16 protein-coding genes are annotated in these 19,274 nt (G+C 41.7%); 7 read left to right on the forward strand and 9 right to left on the reverse strand.

Translation table 11 applies throughout. The features are described 5' to 3' along the window. Position 1 precedes the first annotated feature (1 nt). The gene (locus tag J4E76_RS06630) at positions 2-1,117 is read right to left on the reverse strand and encodes an ATP-binding protein (RefSeq protein ID WP_208502323.1); all 1,116 of its coding nucleotides are present in this window, start codon (positions 1,115-1,117) and stop codon (positions 2-4) included. Positions 1,118-1,242: 125 nt separating this feature from the next. Here J4E76_RS06630 and J4E76_RS06635 point away from each other — a divergent pair, with 125 nt between their 5' ends. The 5 genes from J4E76_RS06635 (at position 1,243) to J4E76_RS06655 (ending at position 5,937) form a co-directional block, all read left to right on the forward strand. Next, the gene (locus J4E76_RS06635) at positions 1,243-2,139 is read left to right on the forward strand and encodes a hypothetical protein (RefSeq protein WP_208502325.1); all 897 of its coding nucleotides are present in this window, start codon (positions 1,243-1,245) and stop codon (positions 2,137-2,139) included. 2 nt (positions 2,140-2,141) lie between these two features. Further along, complete coding sequence (locus tag J4E76_RS06640) at positions 2,142-2,756, forward strand: YigZ family protein (protein ID WP_208502327.1); 615 nt, start codon at positions 2,142-2,144, stop codon at positions 2,754-2,756. Next, positions 2,753-3,100, forward strand: coding sequence for a putative signal transducing protein (locus J4E76_RS06645; RefSeq protein WP_208502328.1), 348 nt, complete (start codon positions 2,753-2,755; stop codon positions 3,098-3,100). Before J4E76_RS06640 ends, J4E76_RS06645 begins: the two co-directional genes overlap by 4 nt. Positions 3,101-3,110: 10 nt before the next feature. Then, positions 3,111-3,650 (forward strand): GNAT family N-acetyltransferase, encoded by a 540-nt coding sequence (locus J4E76_RS06650; RefSeq protein WP_208502330.1) that lies wholly within the window; start codon positions 3,111-3,113, stop codon positions 3,648-3,650. A 70-nt stretch (positions 3,651-3,720) separates the two neighbouring features. Next, positions 3,721-5,937 (forward strand): hypothetical protein, encoded by a 2,217-nt coding sequence (locus J4E76_RS06655; RefSeq protein ID WP_208502331.1) that lies wholly within the window; start codon positions 3,721-3,723, stop codon positions 5,935-5,937. Here J4E76_RS06655 and J4E76_RS06660 read toward each other — a convergent pair whose 3' ends face one another. Both J4E76_RS06660 and J4E76_RS06665 read right to left on the reverse strand, forming a co-directional pair. Further along, entirely contained in the window at positions 5,938-8,304 is a 2,367-nt protein-coding gene (locus J4E76_RS06660) for an ABC transporter permease (protein WP_208502333.1), read from the reverse strand. 83 nt (positions 8,305-8,387) lie between these two features. Further along, entirely contained in the window at positions 8,388-9,359 is a 972-nt protein-coding gene (locus tag J4E76_RS06665; protein ID WP_208502335.1) for a DUF4097 family beta strand repeat-containing protein, read from the reverse strand. 63 nt (positions 9,360-9,422) lie between these two features. Here J4E76_RS06665 and J4E76_RS06670 point away from each other — a divergent pair, with 63 nt between their 5' ends. Continuing rightward, positions 9,423-9,938, forward strand: coding sequence for a DinB family protein (locus tag J4E76_RS06670; RefSeq protein WP_208502337.1), 516 nt, complete (start codon positions 9,423-9,425; stop codon positions 9,936-9,938). Positions 9,939-9,951: 13 nt separating this feature from the next. Here J4E76_RS06670 and J4E76_RS06675 read toward each other — a convergent pair whose 3' ends face one another. The 6 genes from J4E76_RS06675 to J4E76_RS06700 all read right to left on the reverse strand — a co-directional run bounded on the left by J4E76_RS06675 (position 9,952) and on the right by J4E76_RS06700 (position 18,582). After that, positions 9,952-11,664, reverse strand: a complete 1,713-nt coding sequence (locus tag J4E76_RS06675; RefSeq protein ID WP_208502340.1) for a M28 family peptidase — start codon at positions 11,662-11,664, stop codon at positions 9,952-9,954. 81 nt (positions 11,665-11,745) lie between these two features. Continuing rightward, positions 11,746-12,645 carry a response regulator gene (locus J4E76_RS06680; protein ID WP_208502342.1) on the reverse strand — a complete coding sequence of 300 codons (900 nt, stop codon included), beginning with the start codon at positions 12,643-12,645 and terminating at the stop codon, positions 11,746-11,748. Further along, positions 12,632-15,052 carry a tetratricopeptide repeat-containing sensor histidine kinase gene (locus tag J4E76_RS06685; protein WP_208502344.1) on the reverse strand — a complete coding sequence of 807 codons (2,421 nt, stop codon included), beginning with the start codon at positions 15,050-15,052 and terminating at the stop codon, positions 12,632-12,634. Before J4E76_RS06685 ends, J4E76_RS06680 begins: the two co-directional genes overlap by 14 nt. A gap of 323 nt (positions 15,053-15,375) precedes the next feature. Next, a complete protein-coding gene (locus tag J4E76_RS06690; protein WP_236017288.1) occupies positions 15,376-15,924 on the reverse strand; it encodes a 3'-5' exonuclease in 549 nt (182 codons plus the stop codon). 32 nt (positions 15,925-15,956) lie between these two features. Beyond that, positions 15,957-17,423 (reverse strand): Na+/H+ antiporter NhaC, encoded by a 1,467-nt coding sequence (gene nhaC / locus J4E76_RS06695; protein WP_208502346.1) that lies wholly within the window; start codon positions 17,421-17,423, stop codon positions 15,957-15,959. Between the two features lie 40 nt (positions 17,424-17,463). Next, positions 17,464-18,582, reverse strand: a complete 1,119-nt coding sequence (locus J4E76_RS06700) for an FAD-binding oxidoreductase (RefSeq protein ID WP_208502348.1) — start codon at positions 18,580-18,582, stop codon at positions 17,464-17,466. A 49-nt stretch (positions 18,583-18,631) separates the two neighbouring features. Here J4E76_RS06700 and J4E76_RS06705 point away from each other — a divergent pair, with 49 nt between their 5' ends. Beyond that, the gene (locus tag J4E76_RS06705) at positions 18,632-19,141 is read left to right on the forward strand and encodes a DUF4442 domain-containing protein (RefSeq protein WP_208502349.1); all 510 of its coding nucleotides are present in this window, start codon (positions 18,632-18,634) and stop codon (positions 19,139-19,141) included. Positions 19,142-19,274: the final 133 nt, after the last annotated feature.

Here is a 19,274-nt window from a genome sequence, read left to right on the forward strand (position 1 = left end):
GCTAAAAATTGAATTTTAAATAATGCCCCAAAAACACATCATACAGTCGGTAGAAATCTCCATCCTTTATGATGATCTGCTTCTCTTCGAGTGCTTTTACTGCCCTTCTCATACTACTAGAATTAGTGAAATTCGCCAACCTCAAAAATTCAGAACCCGTTGGTGAGGTCACCTTACCCGCCTTGGCAAAGGCTTTAGTCACCACAAATTGTTGAGGTGTTATACGCTGGGGCAACTCGGCATAGAACACTCCTTTTTCTTCTATAAATGGGTAATACACCTGTTCAAACTCTTGCCAGGTCGATGGCACTTTGGACAAGCCAAACAAATAGTTAAAAATTGCCTGCACATAATATGTATGCAGATATGCATAGTCTAAGATGTTCTCAACCAAAGTTTCGTTGATTGGCTTCTTACCTTTTTTAAAATGGTTTACGATGAACTTCTGATACTCCTGCTTCGGGATAGACCCTAGTTGCATCATACGCGTGCTTTGGTAAAACGGCCTACTATGCGTATTGAATATCTCATTAATCAGGTGATACTCACTTCCACTATAGATGAAACGAACGTTCTGACTGTTTTGCGTTAGCTTTCTTAAGGTTGCCTCGATTGGCATTTTGGCCGAATCGTACTTCTTGATTTCTTGAAACTCATCGATAGCCAAAACAACAGGTCTATCTTGATTATCTAAGAAAGCGATTACCTCTTCCAAACTTTTAAAGATGCTATGCTGATCGTTATAGATCACATCGATAGAAGGCCTACCATCCAAACCGATGGTAAAGGATGTACCGATAGATTTGATAAACTCTTGTAGACGCTGGCCAATCCCTCTTTTTGAAAAAATGTTGCTTTTGACAATGCCATTAGACAGTTCTCTAAGGAAATCAGAGACTGAGCTTGTTCCCCAGATATCAGCATAAATAAAGTAGAATTCCTTTCCTACCTGACCCTCCACATGCTTTAGCAATGCTGACTTACCCAATCTGCGGTAAGCATGAATAGTTAGGTCTTGCCGATTGCGAATGGCGGTAATGATCTTTTCCGTCTCCTCCTCCCTATCACAGAAGTAGGCAGCACTTAGATAGCCTTTGATCAGAAACGGATTTGTCATGCAATACCAAAATTAAGTATACAGGCTGTAATTTACAAGTTGTAATATACATTATGTATTATACAAGTTGTAATATTTTGTATCAACAATGAAGTGCGTCATTCTTTTGATTAATTTCACGCACTGTGTTTTACCTGCTCCTCACCATACTTGCCAACGTAGCCATTTTCATGGCATTCAGGTCATTTAGCAAGTTCTCCATTAAGACCTTCCCTGCCATTATTACCAATTATGGTGTATGCGTAATCACCGGAACCCTTTATACCGGATTTAACCACGTTACCAACGAGCTTGATACCTCATCTAATTGGTTTTACATGGCGATCGGATTAGGGATAGTATTTGTCAGCACTTTCTATCTAATGGCCCGAACCACCCAACTCAGGGGAGTTTCTGTGGCTTCGGTCGCAAGTAAAATGAGCTTGGCCATACCTGTCGTTTTCAGCCTTTTTATCCTTAAACTTGGCACAAATGACCTTGACATTTGGAACTACGTAGGTATTGCTCTCGCATTCGTTGCGATTCTACTGGTAAGTCGAAAGAAATCAAGTATCCACTCCAAGAAACAAGCGCTAACACTGAGTTATATTGCCTTACCCTTAGCCGTATTCTTTTTAGGGGGAATTATCGATACCTCCCTAAACTATGCTAATCATCACTTTGTCACAGCCTCTACTGAGTCTGTATTCCCAATTTTCATCTTTGGCTTCGCCTTTATCATCGGTTTAACTGTAGCATTAATTCAGGGTGTAAAATTTAGGCGGAAGGATATTCTAGGGGGTATTTATCTTGGCGTACCGAACTATTTTTCGATTTACTTTCAGCTGAAAGCACTCAGCGCCTTCGATAATAATGGTGCCATCCTGTACCCTTCTTTAAACATTGGCATTATCATCGTTTCAACCCTCGCGGCAGTCGTTCTATTCAGAGAGAAACTCAGCAAGGCCAACTGGCTTGGGGTTGGCCTAGCCATAATTGTCATTCTTCTGCTGAGCCATCAGGAAATACTGAAGGCCATCTAAATATGAAGGATAGCTTCTTAACCATATCGACTCAATCTGAAGGCCTTTACAAGGAAAAAGGCAGCAAATTTATTGCGGTCGCCTTTCCAGTTGAAAGCGTGGATGAGGTAAAAGAAAGGCTCGAAGGTTTAAGGAAAGAATACTATGATGCTCGTCATCATTGCTACGCCTACGTTTTGGGACATGCCGGAGCCGAAACTCGGGCCAATGATGATGGAGAGCCTAATCACTCTGCTGGTGACCCCATTCTCGGTCAAATCAAATCTCGTGAACTCGCCAACGCTTTAGTAGTCGTGATTCGCTATTTCGGGGGCACCAAACTAGGTGTAAGTGGACTAATCCATGCCTATAAAACGGCAGCGGCCGAAGCACTCGATGCTAATCAAATCGTTAAAAAGGATATTACTGAGCAGGTGACGCTTCGCTTTCCTTATGACGAAATGAATGAGGTAATGAAACTGGTGAAAGACCTCGACTTAAAAGTCAAAGGACAAGACTACGATTCACTATGCGTTATGCATCTGGAAGTAATTATAAGCCAGATGGACAAACTGGATGAAAAGGTCACGTTATTGAATAATTTGAGTCATTCTATTGAACTAAAACATAAAAAATGACTTTCATCACTGTGGCCATATTTCATTTACCTCAAGATGCCTACATCATCAAGGCAAGGCTTGAATCTGAGGGCATTCCAGTCTTTTTGAAAGACGAATACAGTGTGCAAACAGAAAATTTTCTCTCAAATGCCATTGGAGGAGTAAAACTACAAGTCGATGAGCATGATGCTCTGGCTGCTACTGAAATTTTGAAAGCACAAGGTGTCGAGTTACCAGGCGAATCTGACAAAAACCATAAAGGAGGACTCAAAAAAGACCAAAAGCTGATCTTAATTTTCGGGGTTCTCCTTATTGTAGTTCTTTTTCTATTCCTATACTTTAACGGCTCACTCGACTTTTAACTCATCCAATATGCTCATTCACGAATACCAACTACCTATTGAATCAGAAAGGCTCTACTATCGTCCCATAACAAAGGATGACACCAAACCTTGGGAAGCCTTTTTCATCGACAACCCACATCTCCATTTTGTGGGCATTGACGACCCTAAAAGTCCAGAAGAGGAAGCCATCATTTGGACTGAAAGACAAATGAAACGCTATGAAGAAACAGGCATTGGTATGTTGGCGACTATTGAAAAGTCAACTGATCAATTAATCGGTAATGTGGGGTTGATTTTGAGGGAAAACATAATGGGTGAAGACTATTTTGAGATTGGCTACTCGGTAATCCCTAGTCGTTGGGGAACGGGTTATGCTTCCGAAATGGCCATGAGATTCAGAGCCTACTTCGAAGAGCAGGGTTTAGACGAGCGCGTGATTTCAATCATTAGCATTGACAATGTTGGTTCCCAAAAGGTGGCGGAAAAGAACGGCATGAAGCGAGGCCCTCAATTCGATTTCAATGGTTCTCAGTGCTATAAATACTTTGCTCAGATTGGGAATCGATAATTGCCACTTGTAAGAATACTGTAGAGCGAATTCCAAAAATCTATATCTTCCCCCCTTCAACCTCAGGAAGATGATCAACCAATTCAACAAACTTAAAAAGCTCAATAGCCTACCCAAACAACCTAAAACCTCCAAGGAAGGGTTTTTGAAGGGTGCTTTTTGGGGCTTGCTCTTATTGTCTTTGTTTATCATGGCTTTTGCCGGTTTCTATTTTAGAACTGGGCTATCTCCCTATCTACAAGTGGTCGTTTACCTTCTAACCGGCATCATCGCTTTCTACCTATTCCGTTGGCTAGGCACACTGGCAAGCGCTATTTCCAAATCACTACCCACCAATTATATCTCGCTGATTCTAGCTGTTATTGGGGTCTATCTACTAGCCCGCTACATGAGGCTCAGCTGGCCGCAAGGACAAGTAAACATCACGCTCGGATTGGGAATATTGGGCATGGCACTGATTGGAGGTTCATTAAATAACCTAATCAAAGGCATGGGGAGTAAAATGATTTATGGACTACTGACCATGGTGGGCCTTGCATGCCTTTATATTCCGGTATCAGAGATCGTTTCAAGTGGAGAAGATCCCTACCCTTTGAGTTTCGAAGGCACTGCTCAAGTTGATCTTGCAAGCTTAGGGATTGATAACCCTGCTAGCACTGGAGCATATGAAGTGGACGCCTTTACCTACGGAAGTGGTACTGATACTCGAAGGCCTGAGTTTGCCGAAGAGGTTAAATACAAGACGGAACCCGTAGATGGAAGTCTTCTTCTTCCTGAGTGGAAGGGTAAGCGCAAGAAATGGCGTGAACGTTACTGGGGTTTCGGCATAGACAAGGCTCCTATCAATGGACGTGTCTGGATGCCTAGAAAAGAAGGCAAACTGCCTTTAATCCTTATCGTGCATGGAAACCATGGCATGGAGCATCATTCCGATCCCGGCTATGCATACTTAGGTGAGCTTTTGGCAAGCCGAGGGTTTATCACTGTATCGGTTGATGAAAACTACATCAATGGCACATGGTCGGGCGATTTTCGAGGAAGGGAAATGCCTATTCGCGCATGGCTACTCCTCAAACACTTAGAGCAATGGCAGTCCTGGTCTGAAGATCAATCATCGGACCTGTTTGAAAGAGCGGACCTAAATCAAGTTATGCTAATGGGCCACTCACGTGGTGGCGAAGCAGTAAGCATTGCGGCAGCCTACAATCGCCTTCCCTACTTCCCTGACAATGCTCAGGTCAAGTTCAACTTCAACTTTGGGATCAAAGGTATAGTGACGATTGCTCCAACCGATCAGCGCTATTTCAGGCGAATGAAATTGGAGAATATTAATTACCTATCTCTTCAAGGTAGTTATGACGCAGACGAGGCCAGTTTCTTCGGACTGAGGCAATATCAGCGGATTAAGAATAATGATTCCACCGACTTTTTTAAAGCGGGTGTTTTAATCCACAAAGCGAATCATGGGCAGTTCAACTCCATTTGGGGAAGACGAGATTTTGGCGAGCCCTTCGGATGGTTTTTAAATACTGGAGCACTTATCACCGGGGAAGAACAGCGCCAAGCGGCCAAAGTCTTTATCAGCGCATTTGCTGAAAGAACATTCAATAAGGAAAAGGCCTATGATGAAGTTTTTAAGAATGCTTACAGTGCTAAGAACTGGTTACCAAAAACGGTGTTTTTGAATAATTATCAAGATGCACATGATCAAGTGCTGTTTGATTTCGAAAGAGACATCGACTTGAACACAGGCGAATCGGGAATGATCCAAACTGAAAACCTAAAAGTTTGGAGGGAAGAAGCATTAAAAATGAGAGGTGGCGAAACGCAGGGTACCAATGCTGTGGTCATTGGTTGGGAAAAAGACTCCACAGAGAAGGTAGCCAAGTACAAATTTGATCTAGATCAACCCTTTGGCCTATCATCTAATGACGAATTGATTTTTACGATTGGCAGAGCTAGCGACAGTGAATTGAAAGTCAAAGACACAGTTTTAGTCGACTTTAACATTAACCTTGTTACCAGCACTTCAGATACGGTAAAAACCAGTCTTGCTCAATACAAAAAACTAGCTCCGAAGCTTAAAGTCAAGTATATGAAGCTTGATAAAATGAATGGCTCCTTTGGTGGTGCGTGGGAAATCGCAATGGAAAGCGTTACTCTTCCTTTAGCAGAGTTTCCAGCGGATTCTGCCGGTATAACTGCCATCGAGTTTGTCTTTGACAAAACCGATCAAGGGCTAATTGCCCTTGATAATGTCGGTTTTAGAAAGTCTTCAAAGAAGTAGCTATTCGCTTCTTAATGATCTCGCGGGGTTGGCTAATGCCGCCCTTCTTGCTTGATTGATTACTACAGCCAAGGCAAACGCAAGTGCCACAACTCCGGTTAGAGCAAAGATCCACCAGTCGATTGACGTTCTTATCGTGTATCGGCCCAAATATTGATCTAGACCAAAGTATGCCAGTGGAGAGAATATGACGAATCCGATCATTACCAGCTTAGCAAAATCAATCGATATCAATCTTATCAAGTTGGTGACTGAAGCACCTAAAACTTTACGAATTCCGATCTCCTTAATTCTTTGCTCAGCCATATAGGATGCTAGACCAAATAGCCCGAGTCCGGTGATGAATATGGTGAGCACCGCAAAAATGCTAGCAAGATTTCTGGTAAGGTTGATGGTAGTATATTTTCGTTCGAAGTCAACATCTGCAAACCTGTATTCAAATGGGTAGGCAGGATTGTATTGTTCGAACACCTCTTGAATTTGACTTAAGTTGGCCTGCACATTATTGGTAGCTGGCATTCTCAGTGTCATCGAACCATAGCCCCAGTCATCAAGAATAATAAACATTGGCCTTACCTGCTCATATGGAGACCCCATCAGGATATTATCAACCACTCCTACCAAGGTTCTATCCTGCCCCCAAAGGTCCAATTGTGTGCCGATGGGATTCTCTAACTGCATAATGTCTAAAGCAGCTTGGTTAACAATGATCGCAGCTGTATCAGTAGCAAACTCCTTAGAGAAATCACGACCCATTAGCATTTTAGCTCCTACAGTTTCTGCATAATCATAGTTAGCCACAATCGTAACAAACATCACACGCTGCGACTCTGGCTTTCCAGGCCAGCTTAAGAAATTGTTTGAATTTACACTCGTCACACTACTATTAGAGCGCGTCATATTTAGGATAGCTCCTTTTCTGATAAGTTCTTGCTTGATCACATCATAGTTCTCAAGCGTTTCGGCTGTGCCCGGTACGGTGATCAGCCCTTCCTGCTCATAGCCAAGGTCTCGGCTTTTCGCAAGGTCTATTTGCTTAACGATAACAATCGTACCTACGATAAGCACAACAGCTACACCAACTTGAAAAATGACTAAAATCTTACGCGGTAAATTGGCGTTTTTGCCTACGCTCACTTTACCCTTCAATGTCTTAATTGGGTTGAATGATGATAAGTATAGTGAAGGATAACTACCTGAAACGATGCCTGTAATTAGAATGATCACAAAGGAAAAAATCCAGAACTGACTCGATTGAAAATCAACGACCAGACTCTTATCCACCAAATTATTGTAAGCAGGTAAAAGTGCCAGCACCACCAAAATAGCGATCAGGTAAGAAATAATGGAAATGACGATCGATTCGCCATAGAACTGGAAAATCAGCTGACTTCTTTTGGACCCAAGGCTTTTTCTAATGCCCACTTCACGCGCTCTCTTTTCTGATCTGGCCGTGGCCAAATTCATAAAGTTTATACAGGCGATCACCAAAATAAACATGGCAATAGCCGTGAACAGAGTCACGTATTCGTGTTGCCCACCGGCCTCGACACCATTTTCGAAATTACTATGCAATCTCCACCTTGTCATTGGATGAAGGAAAAATGCCCGTTCAATATCGTCTTGACCTTTCTCCATTAGCATACCTTTTACACTCTCTTCTACCTCAAGTTCATCCGCATCACCATTGAGTTCCAGAAAAACCTGAAACGAGTAATTACCCCAGTTGGTAGTGTTGTCCCTAACCCATTGCTGAGTAGCCTCTCTGTGCTTCCAAGGGATTAAATAATCAAATTGAAAAGTTGAATTTTCCGGAACATCTTCGAAAATACCGGTAACCTGTAAAGTGCTGGAGTCATCTACTTTGAGAAATTTACCGATAGGATCTTCATCCTTAAAAAGTACTCGTGCAAGCTCTTCAGAAATCACAATGGACGATGGATCGTCCATCACTGTGCTTCTATCTCCCTTGACCATAGGAAATTCGAACATCTCAAGGAATTCCTTGCTGGCGAAATAACCATTCTTCATTATTCGGTTATCCTCTCTGGCAATTAAGCGCTGGCCTCCCCAACCCGTGACTACTGAGTTGACAATCTTAGCGTGAGCACCCTTCATTTCCATATAGGTAGGAAGAGGTACTGAATTCCAAGACTGAATGCTATTGTCAAAATGAGCATTCACCCAGACTTGATGAATCTTATTGACTTTGGGAATGAATCTATCGAAGGAAGTTTCGTCTTGGACCCATAATAAAATGAGTACACTACAAGCGATGCCTATTGATAGACCTGAAATATTAATGGCGGAGTAAAGGGTATTCCTGCGCAAATTGCGCAGGGTTACCAGTATGAAATTTTTGAGCATTTGACGTTTGAGTTACTGACCGTTGACCTATTGACTGAAAAGTTCTCAGATCGTTACACTCAATCTGAAAAAAGTGAAAGAACTTAGCCTTTCACCACTGCGCGACCTGACCCACTGCTAATTTTGATGAGTATGTCTTTGTTGCCAACCTTGGCTTCTTTGACCCATCCATTTCTTCTTCCTCTTCGACTGTAGCTTCTGTTTCTGTCATCTTCATATTCCTTGTCGAATCTGAATGGTGCTCTAATATCATCCTTGTCACTGGCGCCCATTACAAATTCCCCGGCAATGTCTTGACCATTAAAGTCGAGAATTGCGTTACCAGAACCTGTGTTCACTGATAAATCGTGATCTAAAGGACCCGCCAAGCTAACCTCAGCCGTTCCAGAGCCAGTATTAAAAGTTGATGACCCCGTGATCACGGCATCAGTCACATCAATATTACCACTACCAGTATTCATTGATAATTCGCCTTCAATACCTCTGCTTCGGATATTACCGCTACCAGTATTCAAATCAGCATCTCCTTTTGTTCTATCTAATCGGATTGATCCTGATCCGGTATTCGCATCTAACTGCCCTTCTACCTGATCAAAAGTGATGTTACCAGAGCCTGTGTTTGCTCTAATTTCTCCGTTCACTTCTTCGATATCTATATTACCAGAACCAGTGCTGCTACGCACTTCGATGTTTACACCAGAGACTTCAATATTCCCAGAACCTGTTTTAAAATCTAGTTCGATACCGTCAGGTACTTCTAGCGTCCATTCAGAATAGCCCTTAGTCCAACGACTTCTTTTAAAGTCCTCATCGATGTAAAGTCTGTCTCCTTTCTGCTCGAAAGAAGGCTCATAAACATCTTCATCATAGGTATATCTTAGATGAACTTTCACCTCAGCAGTGTTGCTCTTCTTAATGGTTCCGTTACCAGAAGCAGTCGTTAAGCGAATGCTTTTGATTCCTGTGTATGTCTTTTCAATCGTCTCTTGAGCATAGGCCGTTGTCACTGCCAAAAGAAAGAGAACAATAAAGAGTGTTGGTTTGAGTTTTTGCATGATTAGTAAGTTTTTTCATATAGACATCATTAGATTAGAAAGGATGCATCTCACTAGAATAATATGACAGCTAATACTAACTTTTTAATCCATGAGCTTTCGGCAAATGCTCTTGTTTTCGAACGACTATTCGAAGTACATGAAGCTAAACAAGCACTTTGGAAGCCTGATAAAGATAAATGGTGCTTATTAGAAATTGTATGCCACTTGGTAGACGAAGAGGTTCTGGACTTCAGAACTAGGGTCAAAACCTCACTTTACCCAGATCAATATGACTTTGTACCGATCGATCCGGTAGGCTGGGTAACATCCAGAAATTACATTGAGCAAGATTATCAAGAAAGGACTCAAACTTGGCTGAATGAAAGACAGCAGTCAATCGCATGGCTCCGGTCTTTGGACAGTCCCGACTGGAAAAGCTGTTTGGCCCATCCCGAATTAGGAGAAATGAGTGCTTGGCAGTTTTTAGAAAACTGGGTCGCACATGACTACATACATCTAAGGCAGATTATTCGAACCAAAAGAGCCTATCTGAATCATCTAGCACAAGAGGACTTGAGTTATGCGGGAAAATGGTAATCTAGACATCAAGCTACTTCAATTGCCTTAAAATCAAGTTTGTAAAGCCCATAAGGGCATCTTTAGTATTTTCTAGATTGTCTTTGAACATCCCTCCTTTAGGATCGAGATCATTTACAGTATCAAAAACCTGTCGGTAATAATCAGACCAGGTGCTTAGGATATCAACCTCTTTCTCACGATCGCCACCATTGCTCAGGGCCTCCTTACTCAGTCTTAGCTCATCCTGCAACCTATAGGTTGCTGCGGTTGATGCAGCTAGCAGAACTCTATTAGCCAGCATTGGTTTATTCTCTGTGAGCATTAGAGCAATCATTAAGGCTCCAGTCCCCACATTATGTAGGGTCTCCTTTGACACTTTATCTAATCGATCTTGGTCGGTATGATAGAATTGATCTGTGAAATGCCAAAGCAACAAGCCTGGAATATTGGCAGATAGAAAAGGAACGTGATCACTCCCTCCTTCAAATGGGTTGAAGTTGACTTTCCAATCTTTCTTCTCACCAATACTCTCAAACACACCGATGGTTAGATCATTGAAGTAGTGCGGTTTTAAATCCTTCTTTTGTAAAGGCCTGCCACCCCATTCTGTATGCTTCTCTACCCCTCTAATCCAGATAGCTCCTGGGTCGGGCATTTTTTCAATGAGGAAGGTACCACCAGTTTTTTCCGTGTCTTCACCCACCATATCCAGACTCATACCCCATTTGATACCCTTAGCTCTTTCTGGGTCTTCTTGAATAAATCTTCGCGTAGACGTAATCTCATCGCCAAACAGATAAGTGATCGTTCTTTTAGGATCAATTTTTCCAGCTTCTAGCAATCGGGCACTCGTTTCGGCCGCTTCAAGTAGCACTCCAACACCACTCGCGTTGTCATTGGCTCCAGGTTCTTGAACGTGAGCACTGAATACAAAACGTTCGTCTGGAAGTTCACTACCCCTAAGCTCAGCTACCACGGTAAGCTCAGTAGACTTATAGACTTTAGTATCTAGATTGATCTTAATTTTATTGTTACCAGCAGCGATGGCTGCTTTCAATTTTTCTTTGGCTTGGTAAGAGAGTAAAAGCCCAAATGACTTGTTGACGCTATCCCTTGGGATTGCACTAAACTGAATTGAATTGACATTAACCTCTGGCTTTGTATAACTCGGTAAACTGTAGCCAATTACACCCGCAGCTCCATATTTATCCACAACTATGGCAAATAAAGAACCCACGCTTCTTTCGGCAAAAACCACCTTGCCTTTCAGGTCTTGGTCTAAGTTCAGGTTTCTGCCAGCTCCAACATACACCACTTCATATTCCTGTTCTCCATCGGTTGGGTAGGAATTGATCGCTATCATATTTCTGTTGGTTGAAAAATTGAGCAACTCTTCATCCCCGAGTTTCAAACTTGCATTGTAAGGCTGCCAAGTATTGTTTCTCAGAGGCTTTTCCTCCAGCCTGTAGATAAGTCTTTGATCTTCTTTAGCCAGCCTTTCAGGAACGAATCCGGCCTTCTGGAGATTCATTTCCACCCACTGTATTCCCTGATTAAAGCCTTCATTGCCCACAACTCTGAAATGAGATTCAACAAACTCAATGGTCTTGTAGGCTTTTTCCTTGTCAAACTCAGCATTGACTAACTCATAATATGGATCAGTAAATTGCTCGATTTGATAGGCCTGAGCCGAGAAACTGTTAAGGCAGGCAAGGACAACAATCAGTGAAAAAAATCTCTTCATGACATTCTGTGGTTTGTCATAAAATTAAGAGGAATAAAGACTCAAACGTCAGATTCGGAATAATTATCAACCGACAAGTGCCTAACCAATGTTATTGATGAATTCTCGCAGATTGTCTTCTTGTTTCAATCCCAGTTTCCTCTTCAATCGGCTGAGTGCTCGCCTCACGGAAGCACTTTCAACATTAGTTAGGGCCGCAATCTCCTTATTCTCGAGACCAATCTTTATGTAAGCACAAATACGGCTTTCATTATTCGTGAGACTCCAATTTTCATTAAGCTTATCAAAGAAATTTGGATGAACTTGATTGAAGTGTAACTGAAAGCCTGCCCAACTTTTACCTAAATTGATGTAGCCATCTATCTGTCTGGTGATTTGACGAATATCCTTTGAATACGCATACTGAGTGAGTTTATCAATATGCTTTACTTTATCTACCAACTCAATCAATAGTTGGTTTTTTTGATAGTCAATCAAGGTAGCTGAGCTCAGTTCTCTCGATTTTAAATCGAGATTCTCTTTGAGTAGTTCCTTTTCTCTCCCTGTCAGTTCAAGTATTTCGCTGTGCTGTTTTCGAACTTCTTTTCTAGAAAACGACAATCGCAAAGCACTGTCCACTCTCGCTTTGAACTCAATTTTGTCAAAAGGCTTTTTCAAGAAATCGATAGCCCCCGCGTCCAAAGCAGTCTTGAGGTCAATAGACTCCCTCATAACTCCGGTGGCAATTATGATGGGAATGTGCTTGGTCTGTTTGTTTTGAGCGAGAACTTTAATGGTCTCGATGCCATTCATAATCGGCATTTCCCAGTCCAAAATAATTAGATCTGGTGTTTCATTAATAGCAATTTCAACAGCCTTTTGGCCGTGTGGGGCGTAAAGAACATCTAGCTGATCCGCATCTAGAAAATCGAGCATGACTTCCAGGTTCAATGGATCGTCATCGGCAATCAGGATTTTTGCTGGCTTATCAAATAGACTCATTGCTTTGCCGGTTTAATATGTCAAGCAGTTCATCGTATCGATCTTGGTCAGCATTATAGACTGCAGATTGAAGACTTTTCAACCACTTAGATTGGATACCTTCTTTTTCCAGAGCTTTGAGTATTCTGGAAATTGCACTGACTTGATGAACTTTCAATTCCCTTAAGAATTCCGCTTTCGAAGTCAATATTGGTAGCTCCTCATCAATCAAGATGTCTTTCGATGAATCATACCCTTCGTCAATGTTCAATGACTCTTCGCAGGGTTCGGTTGTAGATATGGGTATCGTAAAGAAGATAGCTGTGCCTTTTCCTATTGCTGATTCGACCCAAATCTTTCCACCATGTGCCTCAACAGTCATTTTACAAAAAGTCAGTCCCAGACCTGTTGAAGCAGCAAAACCAGAATCCTTTGCATTGGACTGCCAAAACTTATCGAATACATGGGGGAGTCGATCTTCTGGTATGCCTGCTCCTTGATCAGTGACTTTTAACTGAATCATTCCTTCTTCAATTGCCACCTTCTCAATAACAACATGACCTTGATTAGGAGAGTACTTGATGGCATTGGAGAGTAAGTTCACAAATACTCTTTGAATCCCTTTTACATCAATTCGAACGCAAGTCTTTTTCGGAATTAGGCTCTCAAAACTAATTTCCTTTGCCTCCATCAGTATCTCGACTTGCCGCTTGGCCTCCAGAATCACTTTATCAAGAGATACAATAGTTGATTCCGGTTTGTACTCGGTAGTATCATACTTGTCGATCTCCAACATGTTGGTAACAAGGTTCAACAGTTGATAACCTGACCGTGTGATATTTCGAACTCTCTTATCCTGACTTTCCCCATTGGACAGACCTATGATTGCATTCAAGGGGTTCTTCATATCGTGAGCAATCATATTAGTGAGGTCAGACCTAAATTCTGCCAGCGCTTTGAGTTGAGAGTTGACCAATAGGAGTTTGTCTGTTTTAAAAGCAAGCTCGTCATGTTGACTAGAGATAAGTGCATTTTTCTCTCTTAGCGCTTTATTTGAAAGCCTCTTACGCTGGTAACTTCTGTAAAGAAAAACACCCAGAACAATCACCGTAATAGTGAAAACTGCAATGATTAATTGAATAAGCCGCTGTTTCTCTATTCTGGCTTCAGATGTTTCCAGATCATTCTTTAACAGAAGGTTCTCGTTTTCCTTTTGTTCTGACTCATACTTTACTTGTAACTCGTTGATTCTATCTTTTGAATCTTCGGTTAAAAGAGAGTCTTCTATGGTTTTAAAGCGTTGATATTTGACCAGGGCAGATCTAAAGTTTCCGCGGATAGAATCAATTTTGTAGAGACTTGCGAGTGCATTCTTTTCACGAACAGCAAGTCGGCTTTCGATAGCATTTTTGAGCGATTTATTAAGCCAGCTTTCCGCTTGGTTCAATTGCCTTAATTCTAAATAAGTATCACCTATTTGATGTTCAATCCGCGAGAGCCAATCTTTACTCTTTGTAGTCAAATAGTACTCATAAGATTCCTTGAAGTAATCGAGTGCCTCTTCTAACAAATTATTGTTCTTATAGAGTTTACCCAAACTAATAAGCGCATTACCTCGATAGTGTAAATAAGACTCGGTAGTGTCTTTAACTATCTCTAGATAGTACGATCTACTTTTCTCAAAGTCGAAGTTATCCGTCTGGGCATAAACACTCCCTAGTCCAGCATAAGCCTCATATTTAGCTCTGAGAAGACCTTTTTGCTCTCCTAATGCCAGCTTTGCTTCAAAACTCTCGATTGCTTTGTCATATTCTTTTATGAAAACATAATAGTCTCCTACACCACCATAAGCCATTGCCCGAATACCACCAAGAGAATCGTATTCAGGCGTTTCATTGACTACCCGTAAGGCTTCCAGATAATATTCCAATTCAGATTCACGGTTATCTAATTGACCATGAATAAAACCCAGATTCACGAGTGTTACGGGATATCTTTTCGGTACATACTGTTTGGCCAGCTCTGCTGATCTGGCGTAATAGACAAGACTAGAATCATAGGCACTCATCTCAAAATAGATAAGCGCCACCTGATTTGAGGCATTAATTGAAGTTTGATACTCCTGAACCTCTAGCCCAAGAGGTAGTAGCTTGAGTGTATTTCTTAGACTACTATCGAGATCACTCCTGAAAAAATACAGACGAGAAAGTGTATAAGAAGCACGGCCTTCAATGTAACTGTCATTCTCTTCTCTGGCTCGGGCGATTAATTGCTTTGCGAATGCAATGCCATCAGTCAGATCACCCTCACGCTCATATGTAAATAGGGAGTCATATTGCTCGCGCAAATCTGACGTCACCTCTTCTTGGCTATAAGCCGAAAAAGAGGAAATTAGGAGTAGAATAAGCAGCCAGCCAAAACGTCTCACAATGACAATGTATTAAAAAATTATAAAGGCAGTTATCCGAATATATAAGAATTAAGTTCTTGTCTTACATGGGTTTAGGCAAGTCCATAAATGGAAAGAGCCGTCCCCGTATGGGTCAGCTCTACTCACCAAAACACATAGTACTAAACTAAACTCGCTATTGTCTTCAGCTAAGGCTTCCCCTACACATACATTCAACACAACGTTAGCCGATGGTCCAACAGACATATTACTAGCATGTCGAATGGACTAAACAAATGTAGTTTTAGAAGTTTGCCTATCGAAGTATTAGGCGTAGACAAGGAGTAGACCAATTGAAAAAATCAAACATAGCCCCAAAAGGAGAGCTTCTTCTGAATCTCGAGACAGATCCAGGCATCCGTAGCGGCATACTTGATTTGTTTTTGGGCCAGCTGTTCAGCTTCCCAATTAGATGTTTGTGCGGATTTAGATATACGAATATCCAGCACCATGGCCGCTAGGTTTCTGGCGCCAATGTTTTCTGCTCCTAATTCTTGAAAAGTATCATTCAAATCGACAAAGCCATTTGGTTCAAAGGCTCTAAGTCTATTCAGTAGATTGAAATCATCCAATAGGCCTATCCCGACCTTTTTAATCTTTTCGTTTTGCAGAAAATGGTGAAGGCTATCTATCACACCGATATGATGCGTTCGGAGTAAGTATACTTTCTCATCAGTCGCGACCTGAATAAGGCTAATATTTCTGATTTGCCCTTTTTGGAAAGTTGGTTTTGCTTCAGTATCAAAACCTACCACATCGAATTGATTGATTTCTGATATGGCTTTTTCAGTACTCTTTACATCCGCAGCAATGACCACCTTCCCTTCATAACTTTTGAGGGGACGATCCATTACTTCATCCTTTGTAATTGACAGGGGAAACATCATGCTGCCACTTCCATTTCTGACTTACCTTCTTTCAGCTTTTTGATCTTAATGTTGAGATAAGCAAAGGCAATAGTCATGACGGGACTGATAAGATTAAAGAAAGCATAAGGGATATATGCCCCAGTTGCCACCCCGAGTACATTGGAATGATAAGCTCCACAAGTATTCCAAGGCACCAGCACGGATGTTACCGTACCGGAGTCTTCCAGCGTCCTACTCAAGTTTTCAGGAGCGAGTCCTTTCTTTTTATAAATGTCAGCATACATTCTACCTGGTACTACAATGGCCAAATATTGATCTGACGCAGTACCATTAAAGAAGATAGTTGTACCTGCCGTAGCGGCTACTAAAGATCCAGTAGACTTTACTTTTGTGATCACGGCTTCAGCAATTCTTTTGAGCAATCCGCTCGATTCCATCACTCCACCAAATATCATGGCTGAAACAATCAACCATACTGTCTTAAGCATACCCGCCATACCACCGGACTGGAGAAGTTCGTCTACAATTCCATTTCCCGTTACTATGGCCACATCACCGAAAAGAGATTTCATCACACCAACAAACATCAGCTTAGCGGAACTACCTGTCCAGTCAGCAACACCTTTTACTACTTCGGGCTGAAATACTAATGCGAATACAGCACCAAGGAGTGCTCCTATTAATATTGCAGGAATAGCCGGCACCTTTTTGACGATCAAAAACACAACCGTAGCTGGTACTAAGAAAAGCCAACCATTAATATTGAACTTACTATCTATTGCAGTCAAAATTGAAGCTGTCTCGGTCACTTCTCCAGAGCCTCCTTGCATAAACCCTAGTATCAAAAAGAGTATCAGGGCAATGGAGATCGAAGGAATGGTGGTAATCGTCATATACCTGATATGGGTAAAGAGGTCGGTCCCAGCCATAGCAGGTGCTAAATTCGTTGTATCGGAAAGCGGTGACATTTTATCTCCAAAGTATGCCCCTGACAAGACGGCTCCCGCAATCATTCCATCATGGATTCCCAGCGCCTTACCTATGCCCATAAGGGCAATCCCAACTGTCGCGGCAGTAGTCCAAGAACTACCCGTTGCAATGGAAACTATAGCACAGACAATACATGCGGCAAACAAGAATATTGTTGGGTTAAGAATTTGAAGACCATAATAAATCATGGCCGGAACAACGCCAGACAATAGCCAGGTTCCTGCGAGAGAGCCTATCAACAATAGAATAATGATAGAAGCCATTGCAGAGCTTATTGTCTTTACAATACCCTTTTCAATATCACCCCATTTCATACCCAACTTCAGTGCAACGATTGCCGCAACACCACCAGAAAGGATGAGAATTATTTGATTCGATCCATCTAAGGCTCCATCTCCAAATACAAGTACATTATAGAAGAGTGCAACAATTAGAAAGATGATTGGGATAAGGGCTTGAAGCAGCGTTGGCTTTTGATACTTGTAATCCATGCGAGTTGATACGTGAGCTTTGAAGATAGTAATATTTTGACTATCGAAGCATTCTCTGGGCCAATTCAAAACCCATCTTGCTGCCAATGGCCACGCCCATTCCTCCGAGACGAATGCCTACATGTACATTTTCCGAGTAATTCTCTAGTATAGGTTGTTTATTCGGTCCAAATGCCATAATCCCAGACCACACATGGTCTATCTCAAATTTCTGGTTTGGAAGGATCATCTCTTTTAAGTCGAGTTTGAGTTTATTTATGAGCAGGTCTCGAACAGCAAACTCGGTTGTTTCTTCTCCTTTAACATCAAGGTTTCTACCACCTCCGAAAAGAATTCGATCTTGATAATTTCTGAAGTAGTAGTAGCCCTCATCATAGTGAAAGGTCCCTTTGAACTTCAGGTTTGCAATTGGTTTTGTAACGAGAACTACTCCCCGACCTGGCGCCAAGTCAACCTCAGGTAGCAGACGTTTTGAAAAGGCGTTGGTACAAATAGCAAGTTTGCGGGCTTTGAAAGATATGCCTGAATCAGTCTGGACTTCAATACCATCGGGCCCTTCATCAAACTGTGACACTGAGGTTCCCGTGAATATTTCCACTCCTAAACCAGTTGCCAGCGCTGCCAATGACTTCATCATTTTGCCACTATGCAATTGCGCTTCGAAAGGGTTAAAAACTAACCCTTCGATCTTAGATGAATCAAAACCGAGCTTATCAAGCACTGATGTGCGATCGTGATAAACGGGTTCCTTAAAAAGTGGCAGTAACAGTTCATTGACTTTTTGCATTTCTTCAAATGCTGTCATATCTGGTGATCGCATGAGCTCATACCCACCCAAATTCTGATAATCAAGGGCTTTATCTCCTACTCTGGCTCTGAGCAGCTGTAAACCTTCCCACCTTAATTTCACCAAATTGAACACTTCTGATTCGGGCATAAGCTTTAAATCAGAGAGTATCTCAGTCAAACTACCAAAACAAGCAAACCCTGCATTCTTGGTTGATGCTCCTGTCGGAAAAGTACCTCTTTCCAGAACCAACACCCTGGCTTTCGGAGTACTCTCCTTAATACTTATGGCCGTTGAGAGACCTACTATACCAGCACCAATGACTATATGATCATAGTTTAAGAACTCATCTTTCTCCCAAAAACTCAGCATAGCTTTTTATTCACTTAGAATCCCTAAATTAATTGAAATTCTGATTGAGATGTTTGATACAACACAGTTAATAGAGCGCGCCAAAACCTCTAAGAAACATTTAGCCTTATTGAATTTCGGGTTGGCCCGAATGATCCCTTTCAACAAACCGCACGGCTTCAGAATTATTGAAATTGGTGACGACTTCGTAAAGGTCAAAATCCCTTATAAAAGGATTAATTTCAATCATATAAACGGCATTCATGCCTGTGCATTAGCCACCGCTTCAGAGTATTCTACTGGCCTTGTTCTTTTGAACAAGCTAAATGTCAAGGAGTATCGCATTATCATGCAAAAGATGGAGATGAACTATCACTATCAGGGTAAAATGGATGTGATTGTCACTTACGAACTTACCGATCAATGGCTTAATGAGCACATTATTAATCCATTGAAAACAGAAGAGTCAGTAGTAGTAAATTGCGAAGTAAAGTCTCACGACTCTGAAGGGAATCAACTCACAACTGGTAACATTTTTTGGCAGGTAAAACCATGGACTAAGGTTAAAACCAAGACATAACCCACTGATGCAAAAGTGATTACCAGTAATCAAACCGGGCAAAATGGGAGGTCCTATGATGTGTCCAGAAACTTTATGAGAACGACTATGTCAAGAAGTAGTCAGAATGAAGTCATCGAGCAATTCACGATCA

Source organism: Roseivirga sp. E12 (assembly GCF_017592825.1).
GTDB lineage: Bacteria > Bacteroidota > Bacteroidia > Cytophagales > Cyclobacteriaceae > Roseivirga.

Excerpts from the sequence above, each read along its gene's own strand:
- J4E76_RS06665 (WP_208502335.1), bottom strand. The coding sequence starts at position 9,359 with ATGCAAAAACTCAAACCAACACTCTTTATTGTTCTCTTTCTTTTGGCA.
- J4E76_RS06670 (WP_208502337.1), top strand. The coding sequence starts at position 9,423 with ATGACAGCTAATACTAACTTTTTAATCCATGAGCTTTCGGCAAATGCT.
- J4E76_RS06680 (WP_208502342.1), bottom strand. The coding sequence starts at position 12,645 with ATGAGTCTATTTGATAAGCCAGCAAAAATCCTGATTGCCGATGACGAT.
- J4E76_RS06640 (WP_208502327.1), top strand. The coding sequence starts at position 2,142 with ATGAAGGATAGCTTCTTAACCATATCGACTCAATCTGAAGGCCTTTAC.
- J4E76_RS06675 (WP_208502340.1), bottom strand. The coding sequence starts at position 11,664 with ATGAAGAGATTTTTTTCACTGATTGTTGTCCTTGCCTGCCTTAACAGT.
- J4E76_RS06645 (WP_208502328.1), top strand. The coding sequence starts at position 2,753 with ATGACTTTCATCACTGTGGCCATATTTCATTTACCTCAAGATGCCTAC.
- J4E76_RS06690 (WP_236017288.1), bottom strand. The coding sequence starts at position 15,924 with ATGGATCGTCCCCTCAAAAGTTATGAAGGGAAGGTGGTCATTGCTGCG.
- J4E76_RS06700 (WP_208502348.1), bottom strand. The coding sequence starts at position 18,582 with ATGCTGAGTTTTTGGGAGAAAGATGAGTTCTTAAACTATGATCATATA.
- J4E76_RS06660 (WP_208502333.1), bottom strand. The coding sequence starts at position 8,304 with ATGCTCAAAAATTTCATACTGGTAACCCTGCGCAATTTGCGCAGGAAT.
- J4E76_RS06705 (WP_208502349.1), top strand. The coding sequence starts at position 18,632 with ATGTTTGATACAACACAGTTAATAGAGCGCGCCAAAACCTCTAAGAAA.
- nhaC (WP_208502346.1), bottom strand. The coding sequence starts at position 17,423 with ATGGATTACAAGTATCAAAAGCCAACGCTGCTTCAAGCCCTTATCCCA.
- J4E76_RS06630 (WP_208502323.1), bottom strand. The coding sequence starts at position 1,117 with ATGACAAATCCGTTTCTGATCAAAGGCTATCTAAGTGCTGCCTACTTC.
- J4E76_RS06655 (WP_208502331.1), top strand. The coding sequence starts at position 3,721 with ATGATCAACCAATTCAACAAACTTAAAAAGCTCAATAGCCTACCCAAA.
- J4E76_RS06650 (WP_208502330.1), top strand. The coding sequence starts at position 3,111 with ATGCTCATTCACGAATACCAACTACCTATTGAATCAGAAAGGCTCTAC.